The organism is Pseudochrobactrum sp. Wa41.01b-1, assembly GCF_019464455.1.
GTDB classification, from domain to species: domain Bacteria; phylum Pseudomonadota; class Alphaproteobacteria; order Rhizobiales; family Rhizobiaceae; genus Pseudochrobactrum; species Pseudochrobactrum saccharolyticum.
On record NZ_CP080493.1, the window covers coordinates 3,418,330 to 3,434,781 of the forward strand.

At 50.9% G+C, this 16,452-nt stretch carries 19 protein-coding genes; 6 read left to right on the forward strand and 13 right to left on the reverse strand.

Annotated elements, in window-relative coordinates:
* Positions 1-187: 187 nt before the first annotated feature.
* From K1X45_RS15585 to K1X45_RS15595, 3 genes are all read left to right on the forward strand, one after another.
* On the forward strand, positions 188-793 hold the full coding sequence (locus K1X45_RS15585) for a hypothetical protein (protein ID WP_116089196.1): 606 nt from the start codon (positions 188-190) through the stop codon (positions 791-793).
* Between the two features lie 128 nt (positions 794-921).
* Positions 922-1,371 carry a DNA polymerase III subunit chi gene (locus K1X45_RS15590; protein WP_075654636.1) on the forward strand — a complete coding sequence of 150 codons (450 nt, stop codon included), beginning with the start codon at positions 922-924 and terminating at the stop codon, positions 1,369-1,371.
* Positions 1,371-1,925 (forward strand): hypothetical protein, encoded by a 555-nt coding sequence (locus K1X45_RS15595; protein WP_220159387.1) that lies wholly within the window; start codon positions 1,371-1,373, stop codon positions 1,923-1,925. Before K1X45_RS15590 ends, K1X45_RS15595 begins: the two co-directional genes overlap by 1 nt.
* Before the next feature lie 69 nt (positions 1,926-1,994).
* On the opposite strand, the gene K1X45_RS15600 is transcribed toward K1X45_RS15595, so the two are convergent.
* Together K1X45_RS15600 and K1X45_RS15605 are read right to left on the reverse strand one after the other, a co-directional pair.
* Positions 1,995-3,902, reverse strand: a complete 1,908-nt coding sequence (locus K1X45_RS15600; protein ID WP_220159388.1) for an ABC-F family ATP-binding cassette domain-containing protein — start codon at positions 3,900-3,902, stop codon at positions 1,995-1,997.
* A gap of 77 nt (positions 3,903-3,979) precedes the next feature.
* Positions 3,980-4,492, reverse strand: coding sequence for a DinB family protein (locus K1X45_RS15605; protein WP_220160548.1), 513 nt, complete (start codon positions 4,490-4,492; stop codon positions 3,980-3,982).
* A 344-nt stretch (positions 4,493-4,836) separates the two neighbouring features.
* Here K1X45_RS15605 and ndk point away from each other — a divergent pair, with 344 nt between their 5' ends.
* Positions 4,837-5,259, forward strand: a complete 423-nt coding sequence (gene ndk, locus K1X45_RS15610; RefSeq protein WP_075654638.1) for a nucleoside-diphosphate kinase — start codon at positions 4,837-4,839, stop codon at positions 5,257-5,259.
* A 123-nt stretch (positions 5,260-5,382) separates the two neighbouring features.
* On the opposite strand, the gene K1X45_RS15615 is transcribed toward ndk, so the two are convergent.
* The 6 genes from K1X45_RS15615 to K1X45_RS15640 all read right to left on the reverse strand — a co-directional run bounded on the left by K1X45_RS15615 (position 5,383) and on the right by K1X45_RS15640 (position 11,094).
* Positions 5,383-6,177, reverse strand: a complete 795-nt coding sequence (locus K1X45_RS15615) for an META domain-containing protein (protein ID WP_075654639.1) — start codon at positions 6,175-6,177, stop codon at positions 5,383-5,385.
* A gap of 464 nt (positions 6,178-6,641) precedes the next feature.
* Complete coding sequence (locus K1X45_RS15620) at positions 6,642-7,118, reverse strand: molybdenum cofactor biosynthesis protein MoaE (protein ID WP_220159389.1); 477 nt, start codon at positions 7,116-7,118, stop codon at positions 6,642-6,644.
* A gap of 4 nt (positions 7,119-7,122) precedes the next feature.
* Complete coding sequence (gene moaD, locus K1X45_RS15625) at positions 7,123-7,380, reverse strand: molybdopterin converting factor subunit 1 (RefSeq protein WP_220159390.1); 258 nt, start codon at positions 7,378-7,380, stop codon at positions 7,123-7,125.
* An 8-nt stretch (positions 7,381-7,388) separates the two neighbouring features.
* Positions 7,389-7,967, reverse strand: coding sequence for a CDP-diacylglycerol--glycerol-3-phosphate 3-phosphatidyltransferase (pgsA, locus tag K1X45_RS15630; RefSeq protein ID WP_022712159.1), 579 nt, complete (start codon positions 7,965-7,967; stop codon positions 7,389-7,391).
* Between the two features lie 251 nt (positions 7,968-8,218).
* Complete coding sequence (gene uvrC, locus K1X45_RS15635) at positions 8,219-10,315, reverse strand: excinuclease ABC subunit UvrC (RefSeq protein ID WP_220159391.1); 2,097 nt, start codon at positions 10,313-10,315, stop codon at positions 8,219-8,221.
* Positions 10,312-11,094, reverse strand: a complete 783-nt coding sequence (locus K1X45_RS15640) for an SDR family oxidoreductase (protein WP_213597290.1) — start codon at positions 11,092-11,094, stop codon at positions 10,312-10,314. Before K1X45_RS15640 ends, uvrC begins: the two co-directional genes overlap by 4 nt.
* A 424-nt stretch (positions 11,095-11,518) precedes the next feature.
* On the opposite strand from K1X45_RS15640, the gene K1X45_RS15645 reads away from it, so the two are divergent.
* Positions 11,519-12,181, forward strand: a complete 663-nt coding sequence (locus K1X45_RS15645) for an outer membrane protein (RefSeq protein ID WP_220159392.1) — start codon at positions 11,519-11,521, stop codon at positions 12,179-12,181.
* Between the two features lie 106 nt (positions 12,182-12,287).
* On the opposite strand, the gene K1X45_RS15650 is transcribed toward K1X45_RS15645, so the two are convergent.
* A complete protein-coding gene (locus K1X45_RS15650; RefSeq protein ID WP_220159393.1) occupies positions 12,288-12,515 on the reverse strand; it encodes a hypothetical protein in 228 nt (75 codons plus the stop codon).
* Positions 12,516-12,625: 110 nt separating this feature from the next.
* On the opposite strand from K1X45_RS15650, the gene K1X45_RS15655 reads away from it, so the two are divergent.
* Positions 12,626-13,276, forward strand: a complete 651-nt coding sequence (locus tag K1X45_RS15655) for an outer membrane protein (RefSeq protein WP_022712154.1) — start codon at positions 12,626-12,628, stop codon at positions 13,274-13,276.
* 79 nt (positions 13,277-13,355) lie between these two features.
* Here K1X45_RS15655 and K1X45_RS15660 read toward each other — a convergent pair whose 3' ends face one another.
* The 4 genes from K1X45_RS15660 to K1X45_RS15675 form a co-directional block, all read right to left on the reverse strand.
* Positions 13,356-13,958, reverse strand: coding sequence for a glutathione S-transferase family protein (locus K1X45_RS15660; RefSeq protein WP_220159394.1), 603 nt, complete (start codon positions 13,956-13,958; stop codon positions 13,356-13,358).
* A 21-nt stretch (positions 13,959-13,979) separates the two neighbouring features.
* Positions 13,980-14,828, reverse strand: coding sequence for a ribonuclease T (locus tag K1X45_RS15665; protein ID WP_255560454.1), 849 nt, complete (start codon positions 14,826-14,828; stop codon positions 13,980-13,982).
* 7 nt (positions 14,829-14,835) lie between these two features.
* Complete coding sequence (locus tag K1X45_RS15670) at positions 14,836-15,273, reverse strand: phage portal protein (protein ID WP_220159395.1); 438 nt, start codon at positions 15,271-15,273, stop codon at positions 14,836-14,838.
* 104 nt (positions 15,274-15,377) lie between these two features.
* The gene (locus K1X45_RS15675; RefSeq protein WP_220159396.1) at positions 15,378-16,262 is read right to left on the reverse strand and encodes a 23S rRNA (adenine(2030)-N(6))-methyltransferase RlmJ; all 885 of its coding nucleotides are present in this window, start codon (positions 16,260-16,262) and stop codon (positions 15,378-15,380) included.
* Positions 16,263-16,452: the final 190 nt, after the last annotated feature.

A 16,452-nucleotide genomic window follows, 5' to 3' on the forward strand; every position in this document is an offset into this window, starting at 1 on the left:
TCACTTAAACGCGATACACTCCGGCGGAAATAAATACCTCAATAAAAATTGACCGGCGCAATATGAATTTTAATTGTGCGCAGCAACAAGAACTTGTTAAGATGTCACAAAATGTTCATTGAGATGCTGTGTCCGCCGGTTTTGGCACCCCTGAAGGACGGGCTGGCTATTTATTCCGGATAAAATTGTGTTTCCATCTTATGCTTCGCGCAGTTTCATCAGTGCAATGCTGGTACTGCTTTTATTAAATGTTCTGTTCTTTTTCTTCGTGACGGATTTTGACAATCTTGTCGTCGAAATGGGAGAGGCCGGATTGCTCGAGAATTTGCAACTGGTTTATCTCGGTCTTGCCGCAATCGCGTTTTTCATCGGCGGCCTGCGCAGTGAGGGGCCTGCGCGAATGTTTGCAATCGGTATGTCCGTACTGATGTGGATTTTCTTCTTCCGTGAGTTTGAAGTCGAGCCGACAGGGCCGGTGAGCAATTACATTAAATCCCATGCATTCCGCTGGCATGAGGCGATTATCGTCATCGCTTTCACCGCTATTTATGTTTTCCGTCATTCAGATTATGTGCGCCCTGTATTGACCTTTGTTTTCAGCCGTAAAGCATGGCCTTTTTATCTGGCAGCCGCACTGATCGCTCTCGGCGAGGTTTTTGAGAAAATGCATGGGCTTGCCTTTAACGAATTTCTGGAAGAAGTGCTGGAAAGCCTGAGCTATTTTACACTGCTGTGCCTTGGTGTACGTAGTATCACTGCGCCGCAACAGGCACCCCGTTCTGCAACCGCCTGATTATAATCTCCGGTTTTTCTGTATGAGGCGGCCTGTCTGATCGACAGGCCGTTTTGTTTCTGGTTTAAGCTGTTATCCGGTATATATGAGATGCGAGAGGTAAGGGGCGCGGTTCCCTGCATTGGCTGATGGCGGAAATTCTGTTTTATCATCTGACTGAATCCGTTTTGGATGAAGCTTTGCCGGGGCTGGTTGACCGCTCGTTAGAGCGGGGCTGGCGTGTGACAATACAGATGACATCGGAAGAACGCCGCGATGAACTCGACCGCTTGCTGTGGACATGGAGCAATGCCTCATTTCTTGCTCATGGCACAGATGTGCAGCCCCATGCAGAACATCAGCCCGCCTTGCTCACAACCACCACGGATAATCTGAACGGCGCAACAGTGCGTTTTGTTGTGGAAGGCGCGGAAATCGCGGGTGCTGAGAACTATGATCGTCTGGTGGTTATGTTTGACGGACACGACGCTGCCCAGCTGACCAAAGCGCGAGAGCAATGGAAAAGCCTGAAAGCCGCAGGACATCAACTGACCTATTGGCAGCAAAATGCAGACCGCCGCTGGGAGAAAAAAGCCTGATGCGTATTTTTTGTATCTTGTTATTCCTCGTTGGTCTGGCAACCGGTGTGATCTGGCCATGGGCGCAGCGTCATTTTGGCGGCGAGGAAATCGGCACATGGGTGCTCTATCAGCGCGAGGGCGGTTATCAGTCTGCGAAAGTACAATTGAAACCTGAAGATGCGCCATTGCGTATTTTTGTTGATGCGCAACCAATGCAGGGCGTAACCAGCGGACAAAAGCCGTCAGTGCTTAATCTGGCAGTGTCACGTGATGGTGTGCCGGTATTGGCCGAACGCCTCAGCTACAGCACGAAGAGCGGTAATGAACAGCGCGATTTGCCGCAAAGCGGTGCGGTGATCCGCCAAAGCGCAAAAGATATGGAAATCTTACAGGCCGGCACTTATGAATTCAGCGTGCGGGCGGTGGAAGACGGCTTGTCGCTGACAAAAGTCGATCTGGTTTTGCGCCGTGGCGCACCACCGGTTGACGAGAATATTACCATGATGGGCGTGGTGATTATGGTGGCTGGTCTCTACGGATTTATGCGTACACGCAGACGGCAGAAAGCCTGAATTGTCTGATAATTAAGCCCGCCGTTTCACAGAACCGGCGGGCTTAATCTTTATGGCTCAGATGTGCTGTTAATCAGCCATTGCCTCTTCATATTCCGCAGAATAGGTCAGCCATTTTTCTTCAACGTCTGCCAGTTTGGTTTCAGCGGACTTCAGATCAATATTGAACTGCACGGCTTTCTGGGCATCCTTGGTATAAAGTTCAGGATCTTCCAGTTTGCCTTTCAGTGCTTGAATCTCTTTCTGCAGTTTTTGCATTAAAGACTCGGAATCATTAATCTTTTTCTGCAGCGGTTTAAGCTGTTCACGCTTCTGCGCAGCTTGTTTGCGCTGATCTGCTTTGCTGAGTTTTGGCCCTTCATCGACCGGTGCAATATCTTGCACAAGCTCTGTGGTGCTGTTTGGCGTGCTTTTATCGCTCAGAACCAGAGAACGGTAATCATCCAGATCGCCGTCATAAGGTTTGACCGTGCCGTTACGCACCAGCCACAGCCGATCCATGGTCGCTTCGATGAGATGACGATCATGGGCGATGAGGATCACAGCGCCTTTGAAATCATTCAGCGCATGAACCAGTTCTTCGCGGCTGTCGATATCCAGATGGTTGGTCGGCTCGTCGAGGATCAGCAGGTTCGGACCATGGAAGGTCGCCAGCCCCATCAGCAAACGTGCTTTTTCACCACCGGAAAGCTCTTTAGCCTTGGTGAGCATTTTTTCCGTTGCCAGCCCCATCTGGGCGACGCGGGCACGTACTTTGGCTTCCGGTGCATCCGGCATCAGCTTGCGCACATGCTCAATAGCATTGTCTTCCGGCACCAGATCATCCAACTGATGCTGCGCGAAAAAGGCCACTTTCAGGGCAGGCGAAAGGGTCAGTGTACCGCCTTCCGGTTTCAGCCGTCCGGAGATCAGCTTTGCCAGAGTGGACTTACCGTTACCATTGGAGCCGAGCAGGGCAATGCGGTCATCATTATCAATGCGCAGTGAAAGATTGCGCAGGATCGGCTTGCCGGTTTCATAACCGACATCAGCATTTTCCAGCGCAATAATCGGCGAGGCCGCAATCTTCTCTGCTTCAGGAAAGCGGAATGGCTGCACATGTTCATCATAATGCGCGGCTATCGGCTTCAGTTTTTGCAGGGCTTTCAGGCGGGACTGTGCCTGACGTGCCTTGGAAGCCTTGGCACGGAACCGCTCAACAAAGGATTCCATGTGCTTGCGATGGGCTTCCTGCTTCACACGCTGCTTCTGCTGCAATTCCAGCATTTCGGCGCGCTGGCGCTCGAACTGGTCGTAATTGCCCTTCCAGAACGTCAGCTTCTTATTTTCAAGATGCAGAATGGAACTGGTTGCCGAGTTCAGCAGATCGCGATCATGGCTGATGATGATGACAGTGTATGGATAGCGCTTGATATAGTCGATCAGCCACAACACGCCTTCAAGGTCGAGATAGTTGGTTGGTTCATCGAGCAGCAGCAAATCCGGTTGGGCAAACAGCACGGCCGCCAGAGCCACGCGCATGCGCCAGCCACCGGAGAAGGCTGAGGCAGGGCGCAATTGCGCTGCCGCATCAAAGCCAAGGCCGGAAAGAATAGCGCTGGCACGGGATTCCGCCGAATGGGATTCAATATCGGCGAGGCGGATATGAATTTCGGAAATACGTGCCGGATCAGTCGCCGTTTCGGCTTCCTGCAATAAAGCAAGACGCTCTTTATCCGCTTTCAGCACAATCTCGATCAGAGACTCTTCTGTGCCTGGTGCTTCCTGCGCCACCTGACCGATACGGGTGTTTTTCGGGATGGAAATATCGCCGGTATCCGACGACAATTCACCGGTAATCACCTTGAACAGGGTCGACTTGCCGGTGCCGTTACGCCCGACAAAACCGGTCTTTGAACCAGATGGCAGTGTTGCACTGCCATGGTCGATGAGGACGCGTCCGACCATGCGGACGGTTATATCATTAAGGATCAACATAGAGCGGTTTTGCACGGGATATTGCAATTGTGCAAGAGGCAAAAACGTCCGGTTATGCTTGTGCTGAGACGGAAATATCAGACGAAGCGGCGGCCGGATTCCGATTTCTGGAAAATCATCATATCCAGTTCCGGTGCCGTATGTTTCAGCATGGTGAGTGCTGCATGAACCTGCCCGCGATAATGGGTCTGATGGTTCAACATATGGGCAAGGGCAGGGGCAAGCCGCTGACTGATGGTGCGCATATCGCTCATATTGAGAAATACAAAACGCCCTGAAACCTCGGCAGGAGAAAGTCCCTCCAGCCATTCCAGAATACGCGCATCTTCCTGCAGGCGGGCAGCGCGCAGATCAGACAAAGCCAGATAAAGAATGGCATCAGCGGTTTTGGGATGGTCACCTTCACCGGTAAAGCGCTTCATCCACAGGCGGTCATTGCCCAGCAGATGATTAAGCGTGGCGTGGACGGATTTGTAAAACAGGCCTGCATCCTGCCGGTATTCACTTTCAGTCAAAGCCGCAACCGCGTCGAAAAGCTGTTTATTGGCCCAGCCATTATAGGCAGCAAGCATCAGAAAATGTTGCTTCATCATCAAGCTCTCATCAAAAACCAAAAACAGCAAAAGACAGCCCGTGCAACACAGAATCGCTGTTATTGTCATGAGCGCTGTTAACTATAACCTGTCTTTGCACTTATAGCAGGCTAAATCACTTTATTATCAGTGCCTTGTCATTTTTCTGAAGCATCAGGTAATTATGCAGGAAGCTGCAGTAAAATCTGCGTATCAGGTGCAGAGCCTTCATCGGGTAAATACGAACAAGACAGACGCCGCTTTCAGCAGCATTTTATAGCAGGTTTAATGATCTTATTTGACTGTAAAAGGCTGTGAGGGTATAGAACGGCACCTTTCCTCTAAATATATACAGGACAAAAATGGCCATCGAACGTACCTTTTCCATGATCAAGCCAGATGCAACCAAGCGCAACCTGACCGGTGCAATCACCGCCAAGCTCGAAGAAGCTGGTCTGCGTGTTGTTGCTTCCAAGCGCGTATGGATGAGCAAGCGCGAAGCTGAAGGCTTCTACGCAGTGCACGCAGCACGTCCTTTCTTCGGTGAGCTGGTTGAAACCATGACTTCCGGCCCGACAATCGTTCAGGTTCTGGAAGGCGAAAACGCCATCCTGAAAAACCGCGAAGTTATGGGCGCAACCAATCCGGCAGATGCTGCTGAAGGTACAATCCGTAAAACCTTCGCTCTGTCGATCGGTGAAAACTCGGTACACGGTTCCGATGCTCCTGAAACAGCTGCTCAGGAAATCACCTACTGGTTCTCTTCGACAGAAATCGTTGGCTAATCTGATTAGCTGCTGATTTAAAAAAGCGTCGCAGCAATGCGGCGCTTTTTTTATATGCAGAGATGTAAAAAAAACGGGCACGCTTTTGAAGGCGTGTCCGTTTTAATTCAAAATACTGACAAATCAGCTGTTATTGGCAAGACGGGCAAGTTCCAGCCCGTTATCCCCCAGCAGATAGAGTTTGCCGTTATTAATGCTGAACTGACGGGTTTGTTTCAGTACATCGAGAAATTTGGTTTCCTGATCCATCAGGGCAGGCGGGCACTGCATGAATGTCGAGCCGATAGTGCCGAAATTCAGCGCTTCACCGGTAATAGTTGCTTTGCCGAAATAACGGTTGCAACCGCCGGAGCCGGACACTTCGCCGCTCGGGGAAATTGACAGGGTTGTCTGGGCAAAATCAATTACACCAGCGCCACGGATATCCTCTGTGAGCCATTCATGATTTTCCAGTGTCAGCGGTGTTTGCAGGCTGGTATTTTTGCGCACATTGACAACGCGGATTTCATAGGCGCTGTCAAATTTTTCCGGATTGAACTCATGGCGTGTGTCATTGATGAACCACAGAGTATCACCGGCGCTGATACGTGCCTGCAAGGCATAGGTATGCTTTGCAACGAGTTTGGAAGAATCGAATTTCAGTTCAAACGGAATTGGCGCGGATGGAATATTGCTGAGCTGCTGTTCGGCAATTACCTGTGCCGGCGCATCAGCGAGAGAAACATCCAGCAACTGCACATTCAACGTGGCCTCCGGAGGCAGGGCAATCCGCTCGCGATACATGACAGTGCCACGTATTGTTTTTTCAGATGCGATACTCTGCGTCGGCATGGTTGAGGAAAGGATCATTGCGCTGCCGCCTAAGACGGCCAGTCCTATCAGGGATGCAGCAATGATGCGCGCTTTACCAATCAACATATTCTGTCCTGTTTGTTGCACTGCCAGTTTAGACTCTCTCCGTTTTCCAGAAGTTGTCTGAGCTGGCATTTTAATCGGCGGTATATTAACGCCAAATGACTAAACACATAATTTACGTTAAGTTTTAACCTTAACACGTGTCACTATGTGGTTTTCCTCATTGTTTAGCTGTCGGAAATCTTCTTTGATCTGTTTTGGATAATGAAATTGCCGGACGACTAAAAAATGCTCACCAGTGATTTAAACCGGTAATTCTGGAATTAATGCATATCCATGAGTCTCAAGTGCTCTCCGGACTATAGGATCAAATCCGGATAAAACACGAGTTGAATCATATAAATATGCTGTATCAGCTACTGCCCTGATTTTATGGTTTACTTATGGCAATGCAAGTCAGTGCAAATAATTTCACAGGATTGTAAAATATTCAAACGGGATTTTGGCTCAGGCAAAGCTGAGTTGTCTTAATCCTGCCAGCGCTTCTTCATGTCTTCGTCGCTGGCTTTGGCTTTGACCCAGCCCGACTGCGGATTGCCATTCTCGGGAGTAGGGGTGATCAGATGTTCTTTCTTCCAGAAAGGCGCATCGCTCTTGAGATAATCCATCAGAAATTCTGCGGCTTCAAAGGCGGCCTGTCTGTGTTTGCTGGCTGTGGCGACAAACACAATCTGCTCACCGGCTTTGATGAGACCGCTGCGATGAACAATGGTAACGCCTTGCAGCGGCCAGCGTCGCACGGCATCGGCAGCAATACGCGCCAGTTGCGCTTCTGCCATGCCCGGATAATGTTCAAGTTCCAGCGCCTGAAGTGTTTTATTTTCATCACGGCAAAAGCCGGTAAAGCTGACAACCGCGCCGATATCCGTGCGCCCTTCGGTCATACGGGCAGTAAGGGCAGCCGCATCAAAGTCATCTTGCGAGACAAGAATAGTCGGCTGCATTGCCTCAGCCTCCGGTCATCGGCGGGAACAGGGCAATCTCATGCGCACCGGCAATCGGCGTGTCATGCTCCACATGTTCCTGATTGATCGCCACGCGGATCACATCAGAAAAGCGCAAAGCATGCGCATAATTCTCATCAATGCCGGAAAGATAGCTCAGCAGGTCAGACACGGTTTTGACAGTCTGAGGCAGATCGAGACTCTCGTCAGATTTGCCGATCTGCTCCCGTACCCATGCAAAATATACCAGTTTGACTGTCATAACGGCCATCAGATCATGTGTTTGATACCGGCACGGAAATAGTCCCAACCGGTATAAAGTGTCAGAATTGCTGAAATCCACAGCAGGATCAGCCCTGTTTCAGTTGTATAAGGCAGGATTTTGTCACCGGCAGGGCCGGCAAGCAGAAAAGCCAGCGCAATCATCTGAATAGTGGTTTTCCATTTTGCCAGCTGCGAAACCGGCACACTGACTTTCAGATCCGCCAGATATTCACGCAAACCGGAAACCAGAATTTCACGGCAGAGGATGATAATCGCAGCCCAGAGCGTCCAGCCGGCAATGGTGCCGTCAGCGGCCAGCAGCAGCAGAATTGCGGAGACCAGCAGCTTATCAGCAATCGGGTCAAGCATACGGCCGATGCTGGATGTCTGTTTCCACATACGTGCCAGATAGCCGTCGAAGAAATCCGTGATGCTGGCGGCAGCAAACAGACCAAGCGCCCACCATCTTGCGGTGTCACTGCTCTTCAGATGGCCTTCGAGAAAGAAGCACAGAACCACAAGTGGCACAGCAACGATACGTGCGTAAGTAAGGATGTTGGGCAGTGATAATGTGTGTTTACTCATAGTCCCCTAAAACCCGTATTCTGGATAAGCGTGAGCGGGAAACCCACGACTGGAGAAGTAAGCCTTACGGCTCATGAAAATCTTTAGGCGCACATCTTGTCCGAAAATAGTTTCACCACTTTCGGGATGTGTTTTACGCTACACGACAAATCATTGTCAGCTGGTTACCATCAATCCCGCAATAGGGTAAAAAGCAACACTCAGACCGGTTTTTTAAGGCTTATTATGTGCATATTGCGTCAGATAACCCATTATTGATCGCGGAAGTGGTCATAAATGGTCTGCGCCAGTGCTTCCGAGATGCCTTCAACCTGCATGAGATCTGCCAATGCTGCACCTGCAACTGCTTTTGCCGTGCCGAATTCATGCAGCAAAGCACGCTTGCGGGAAGGGCCGATACCGGCAATTTCATCCAGCGGACTTTTGACCATTTCTTTTTTGCGCTTTGCCCGATGGGTGCCGATGGCGAAACGGTGCGCTTCATCGCGCATACGCTGAATGAAATAGAGTACCGGATCACGCGGCGGTAATGTGAAAGCCGGTTTGCCGCTGACGAAAAACCGCTCACGTCCCGCATCGCGGTCTACACCTTTGGCGATACCGATGGATATGACTTTATCATTGATACCCAGCTGCGTGAGAATGTCACGAACTGCACCGACTTGTCCCTGACCACCATCAATCAGAATAACATCAGGCCACGCAGGGAAACCGTCATCCGTAATGTCGTCTGCATCCGTTTCACTGTCTGCAGGTACTTGAGGCGCCTGTGTCTCCAACTCTTTCATATGATCTTTTATCAGCCTGCCAAAACGGCGTTCAATCACTTCGCGCATCATGCCGAAGTCGTCGCCCGGGGTGATCTCCGTGGAGCGGATATTGAATTTGCGATACTGGTTTTTGACGAAACCATCCTGTCCGGCGACAATCATGCCGCCAACAGCATTGGTGCCCATGATGTGGGAGTTATCGTAAACCTCGATACGGCGCGGAATGCGCGGCAGTTCGAAAGTCTCGGCCATAGCTTTCAGCAGACGCGCCTGTGATGAGGTTTCGGCCAGTCTGCGTCCCAATGTTTCGCGGGCATTGGTCATGGCGTGATCGACGAGGTCTTTCTTTTCACCACGCTGCGGCACATTGAGCGTCACACGGCGTCCTGCAGAAGCCGACAGGGCGTCGCCCAGCAGTTCCTGTTCTTCCACCGTTTCAGACAGCAGGATCAGTTGCGGGCAGGGCTTGTTATCGTAAAACTGGGTGATGAAAGCACCAAGCACTTCCGCCGCCGACAGGGATGGGTCAGCCTTCGGGAAATAAGCGCGGTTGCCCCAGTTCTGACCGGTGCGGAAGAAAAAGACCTGAATACAGGCCAGTCCGCCTTCTTGATGAATGGCAAAAACATCAGCCTCATCAACAGTCTGCGGATTGATACCCTGATGGGACTGGATATGGGACAAAGCCGACAACCGGTCGCGGAAAATAGCGGCACGTTCGAAATCCAGCTCTTCAGCGGCGGCACTCATTGCATCACGCATCTGCTGCTGCACGGCTTTGCTGCGGCCGGAGAGAAAGGATTTTGCCTCCCGTACCAGTTCTGAATAATCTGCATCGCTGATTTCATAGGTGCAGGGGCCGGAACAGCGCTTGATCTGATGCAGCAGACAAGGGCGCGTGCGGCTCTCAAACATCGAGTCGGCGCAACTGCGCAAAAGAAAGGCACGCTCCAGCACATTAATCGTGCGTGTGACAGCACCGGCAGAGGCAAAAGGGCCGTAATATTCGCCTTTACGGGAGCGCGCACCGCGATGTTTGAAAATACCGGGTGCACGGGTGTCGCCGGAAATCAGAATATAGGGAAAGGATTTATCATCCCGAAGCAGAACATTAAAACGCGGACGTAAGCGTTTGATGAGATTCGCTTCCAGCAGCAGTGCTTCTGTTTCTGTGCGGGTAACGACAAATTCCATGGTTGCCGTTTCGCGGATCATGCGGGCAATGCGGTTGCTGTGTCCCTGACCGCGGGCATAATTGCTGACACGCTTCTTCAGGCTTTTGGCTTTGCCGACATAGAGCACGTCACCCTCACGGTTGAACATGCGGTAAACGCCGGGATTGTTCGGCAGTTTTTTCACAAAAGCATTGATGACATCCGGCCCGCTCAAATTTTGTGTCGATGCGTCAAACTCATCCAGCGCGGAATCCCAGCGGATATTGCTGGCCAGCGCAGATGCAGAGCTTGCCTCTTCGGGGAAGTTGTCTTCATCATCTCCGGCATCATCTGTCAGTAAGACATCCTCATCCGGCTCCATGTCCGGATGGGCAATATCATTGCCGTTTATGCTTTGTGTCATTCCGAAATACCTGCAATATCCGGCGTTTCCCATGCCAGATGTTGTCCGCCGTCCAGCGCAATCATTTGCCCTGTGACGGACCGTGTTCTCCACAGATAGTCAATCGTCGCGGCAAATTCATCGAGCAGCGGTGCTTTTTTTAGCAGCACTGCATCAACCTGCTTTTCGAAATCCTCAATATGCTGTCTCTCGCTCGGCAATGTCGGGCCGGGGCCGATTGCATTGACGCGGATTGCCGGTGCCAGTGCCTGTGCCAAAGTGCGTGTGGCTGTCCATAATGCGGTTTTGGACAGGGTATAGGAAATGAATTGCGGATTGAGCTTCCACACGCGCTGGTCGGTAATATTGACGATCAGCCCCTGTTTATCTTCCGGTAAAGCCTCTGCCATAGCCTGCGCCAGAAAGACCGGCGCTTTCAGATGTACGGCAAAATGACGATCCCACAGATCATGGGTGAGGGTGCCGATACGGTCGTCTTCAAAAACGGATGCATTATTGACCAGCAGCTCTACGGGGCCGAAATGCGCTGCCGCTTTGTCCATCAGCGTGGCTACCTGTGCATTATCCGACAGGTCTGCGGTTACAATAGCGGCTTTGCCGCCTTTATCGCGGATGCGTTGCGCCAATGCTTCTGCCTGTGTGGCGGAGCGGTTGCAATGAATAATAACCGGATAGCCGCGTGTAGCCAGATCCTCAGTTATATGGCTGCCAATACGCTTTGCGCCGCCGGTAATCAGGGTGACGGGTAAAACCTCAGACATAGTCCGCTTGGCAGTCATCGGGGGCAGGCTCCTTTGGTTATGGCATATTCGGCGGGGGAAATGATTCTGACTTCATGTCCACGCAAATCAGCAAATGTGGACGCATAGTATCATGGAATAACTTGTTTTAGCGTGAAGGAAAAATGCCTGACAAAAAATCTGCAGAACATTAGCTGCGGCTTGTTTCTGAGGCTGAAGTTTTTACAGCTTACAATACTATTCAAAAAGTACGGTAACTATTTAATATTTAAGGAAATGTTGCCTCGTTGCATCATCGGTTTCGGTTCGTTTTTCTGCTGCTTTTCTGCCGTTTTCTGGTCATTTTTGTGCATTTAAGCCAAGACTCGCCTGTTGGATATGACAGGGGAATAATGCCGGATTGAAATATGTTTTTGCCAATCCGGTTCTCATTTTTAAAATTGGAATATTGCAAGGAAATTTTATGAAACATTTTAAAACTCTGGCGCTGGTTTCTGCCTCAGCTCTTTCATTCGCTGTATCTGCCGCTGTACCTGCTTCGGCAGCCGATATTGTGTATACACAACCTGAGACGCCTGTTCCGGTTGTACTGGTGTCGCCTCAGAATAATTGGAAGGGCGGTTATGTCGGCATTTATCTTGGCGGTGGGGCAAATATTCTCAAAGAGCAATCATCTGATGATAATCAGAAAAGCAATAATACTGGTTATGGCGGCTATGCAGGCTGGAATTTCCAGAATGACAATATCGTTTATGGTGTTGAAGGTGATGTCGGCTACAATGTTGCTAAGAAAGCCGATGATGACCTGACGGTTCGCAGAGGTTTGGACAGTTCGCTGCGTGCCCGCCTTGGTTATGATTCAGGCTCAGTTATGCCTTATATAACTGCCGGTGTTGCCGGTACGCAGGTTCGTGACAGTAATGATGCGGATTCCGAAAAGAAATTCCGTACCGGCTGGACAGCCGGCGCGGGTGTAGAGACCATGCTGACACAGAATGTCAGTGCGAAACTCGAATACCGCTACTCTGACTTTGGTACGAAAAATATCACAATGGACAATGTGGCTGTTCCGGCTGGAAAATTGCAGAGCCACGATATTCGTCTTGGTATCGGTTATAAATTCTGAAAACCGCTTATTTTCCGCAGATTCGCATCAGCGCGTTTGGCTGAGCGGATTCGGATAAATAACGATGCCGATCCTCAGCCGTGAAAAGACGAATGTCGAGGCACGGTTAAGGGGCGGTAAAGAAGGTCGGAATTTTTCGGTCTTCTTTTTTATAAGAAAAACGAGATATAAATTCATTATCAAATAGTTGTGGTGGTTTCAGCTTGTTTGGCAGTGGTTTTGACTGACATGTTTCAGCCATAATAAGGCCGGTTTTTTTCCACGCTACGGCATTTCTGCTGCCGTAATTCAGCGTCATCTTTTGCCTTGTTAAGCAATCTTCTTTCTCCCGCATAGAAATGGATCGGAAGGAAGACGGGGCGTATCGCGTTCAGCTCAGCCGTTACAGGTCAGGTCTGGAGGCTTCGCTGTACAACAGTTTAGAAATTTATAAGGACAAGGCGTATGCGCACTATCAAATCTCTGGCACTTGCTTCTGTTGCGTTGTTGCCGCTTTCGGCCACAGCTTTTGCCGCAGATGCGATTCAACCGCAGACATATGAGCCGGCACCGGTTGTAGATGTTGCTCCTCAGAGCAGCTGGGCAGGCGGCTATACCGGTCTGTATCTTGGCTACGGCATTAACAAATTCAAAACTGACAACTATGTTGGTGATCTGAAAGACAATAATGCCAAATTCGGCGGTTATGCCGGTTGGAACTTCCAGAACGACAATATCGTTTACGGTGTGGAAGGTGATGCCGGTTACAACTGGGCTAAGAAAGAAGAGCTCGGTCTGACTGCGAAGAGCGGTTTTGAAGGCTCGCTGCGCGGCCGTCTTGGTGTCGATATGGGGCCGGTTATGCCTTATGTGACAGCCGGTGTTGCCGGTACGCAGGTTAAATTCTCCGATGCAACCTCATCGCAGGATAAGTTCCGCGTTGGCTGGACAGCCGGTGCCGGTGCTGAAACCTTCCTGACACAGAACGTAACTGCCCGTCTGGAATACCGTTATTCCGATTTCGGTAAGAAAGACTTCCAGCTGGATAGCGGCACAGTCAATGATGGTGGTCTGCAGACCCACGACATCCGTCTGGGTGTTGGCTACAAGTTCTAAGGAATATCTCATTTAGTTGAGATCAACCCTGATAAAAAAGCCGGGAAGCAATTCCCGGCTTTTTTTGTCGTTTATGATTTTATGCCGCTTTCGGCAGTTGTGCTGCCAGTTCCGGATGCACTTCTGCAAAGCGCTTGACCCAGCGTTTCAGCTTCGGACGGCCGCGTTCCCAGCCATTGCCAAAGCGCAAGTTGAGATAGCCGAGCGTTGCGGCAATAGCGATGTGCCCGCCATGGATTTTGGTGCCGATACGCGGCGCTGTTTCATTCAGCAGATCGAGCGTGCGTTCTGCCTTTTTCCAGTACCAGTCCAGCACCGGCTGATGCACGATTTCTTCAGGGCGCATACGGCGCTCATAGACATGCGCTACCAGCACATCAGCAAGACCATCTGCAATTGCTTCAAATTTTTCAGCATCCAGACGCTTCTCGGCATTGCGCGGGAACAGCTTGTTGCCGGAAACGCGGTTGAGATACTGGGTGATGACGCGGCTGTCGAAAACAGTTTTGCCTTCCGGTGTAACCAGCGTCGGAATTTTGCCGAGCGGATTGGCGGCAATCAGTTCTGCCGGTTCTTCGCTGGTCACGACAATATGTTTTTCCAGTTCAATACCGGCATATTGCGCTGCAAGACGCACTTTGGCGCTGAAAGGTGAGGAAGGGGAGGTATAAAGTTTGTGCATGTTGGAACCTGAGATAAGAGATCAACGGTTAGGAAGCAGAGTAACGGAACGGCTGCGGCAGGAATTACGATCCACTTCGCCGCATGAACGGAATTTGAGGCCTTTATCCATACAGATACGCACCTCCTGAAGACGCCTGCGATTGCAGGTCACGGCAATTGCATCTCCGGTCAAACCCGGATTTGCGGCAATGAATGCCTTTTCAACAAGCTGCGGATCAACATTGCGCGGGTTTGCGACATTGCGCAAGGCAGGCGGAACAGTCACAGCCTGATAGGCCTTGCTCAACGTAGAGAAATAATCGCGCTGGCTGATCCCCGCGCAGGTGCCGTGTTTGCGCCATTCATGACGCATCAGACCGGCTGAGGGCATAATGTCAGACAGGGATGAGACGATATCCCGTGGCACCGTGTCATTAGCCTGCCGGTGATCGCAGCTTTCAGGAAAACCACGATCATATTGCGGCCACAGACCATGAACGATGAAACCGTAATTGCGGCCGGTGCCGCATTGCTGGCGGGCATTGGAGCGATTGCCATTATCGGCGCAATAGCTTGGTGACCAGCTGAGTGACAGGACATAGAAGTCAAAATTCGCATTGCCGGATGGTGATGGCGCATCCTGCGGTTTTGCCGGTATACGCTGCGGGATTTTATTCTCCGGCCTTAAAACCGGTCTGTCCTGATTGTTCAGCGGGCTGAGTTTGCGCAGATCATTGCCCATGCTCTGCATCAGCTTGTCACTGAGAGATTGTGCTGATGCCGGTATGGTAAAAGCGAGTGCGGAGGCAAGCAAAGCCGCGGCAACAGAAAAACAGCCCGTTTTGCTGGGTGCAAACGGGCTGTGTGCTTTCAATCGGATGCGTGACATATGCGGATCAGCGAAGCACGCGGCAGCGGCCGTCATAGACAAACCACTTGTCAAAACCGTCTACACAGGATTCAATATTGCGTCCCATGGATGCCAGTCCCTGACTTTCTTCCACCATATACCAGATATTACGGTTCTCGCCATTGGAGAGCACGGCAGTGGCGCGACAATAATGGCGCTCAATACCTGACGGATAGGTTTTCGGGTCATAACGTGTTGCGCTGACATTGCTGACGGCATTGATGCTGACAGCAGGCATTTCCGGCACACCGCGCACAAGGCGGTCGAACTGTGCGACTGCGCTGTTGATGACGCTTTGTTCGTGGCAGACAGGATCAGTCACGGCAGGGGCAGTTGCAATATAATCCGCAGCCTGTGCCTGAGAAAAAGATCCTGCTGACAGACCTGCAAGCAGCGCGAAAGCAAAAGCGGAGCGTAATGACATGAATCTGTCCTTATTGAAAACTGTTAACCGAAGTTTTTGCCATATTCCTGTGTCGGGTCAAGCCTCAACAACGCACAAGAGAGTGATCATTGGCAAATGAGCACTTATTTTTCCGTCCGCTCTTCGCCGTTGATCCATTCGATCTTATAGCTGCCCTGATTATTCTCTCCGAAAAGCGTTGCCAGCCATGGTGAGATTTTAGTCATTTCTTCCTGCAGCAGATAAGGCGGATTGATCACAATCATGCCGGTACCGTCAAAACGCGGTTCCTGCGACGGTGCACGCACAGCCAGTTCCAGCCGCAGAATTTTCGGCAGGCCGGTTTCTTTTAAATTAGCGATAAACCGGTTGACCTCGCGGCGGTCTTTCACCGGATACCACAAAGCATAGGTGCCGGTGGCAAAGCGGCGGTGCGCCTTCACCAGTCCTTCAACGAGGCGGTCAAATTCTCCGGCGATTTCAAATGGCGGATCAACCAGCACCACACCGCGTTTTTCCTTGGGTGGCAGATGTGCACCCAGCGCCAGCCAGCCATTCAGCTCGGTGACACGGGTCTGGTAATCGCCTTCAAATAAAGCGGCCAGTGTTTTGAAATCCTGCGGATGCAGTTCCAGTGCCGAAAGGCGATCTTGTGCGCGCATCAGTTTTCGTGTTAGCAGCGGTGAACCCGGATAATAACGCAGGCTGTTGCCTTTGACGTTGCTGTTTTCCTGTTCAATGACATCGAGATAAGGCGCGATCAGTTCCAGCACTGCTGCGGGAATAGAACCTGCTGCCTTGGCGTCAAGAACCTGCTCGATACCGCTGCGCCATTCCAGTGTTTTACCGGCTTCCACACCACTTAAATCATAGCGGCCGATGCCTGCATGAGTGTCAATCACGCGCAGGGCTGCCTCCTTGCGCTGCATATAGAGCAGTACACGGGTCAGAACGATATGTTTGAACACATCGGCAAAATTTCCGGCGTGATAGGCGTGACGATAATTCATATTCAGTATTCCGGTGTTCGAAAGCGCAGTGCTGCAGGCGGGATTCAAAGCAGGACGCTTTGTCATGGTCAATGCCATATATCTGTTCAGACGGGATTATGCCATAACCAGCATACCGGATGTGCAGTCAATCTGATTCTGCCTTTTAGACCGGTTATGTAACAGTCCGGTGACGCTCAGCAGTTTCAGG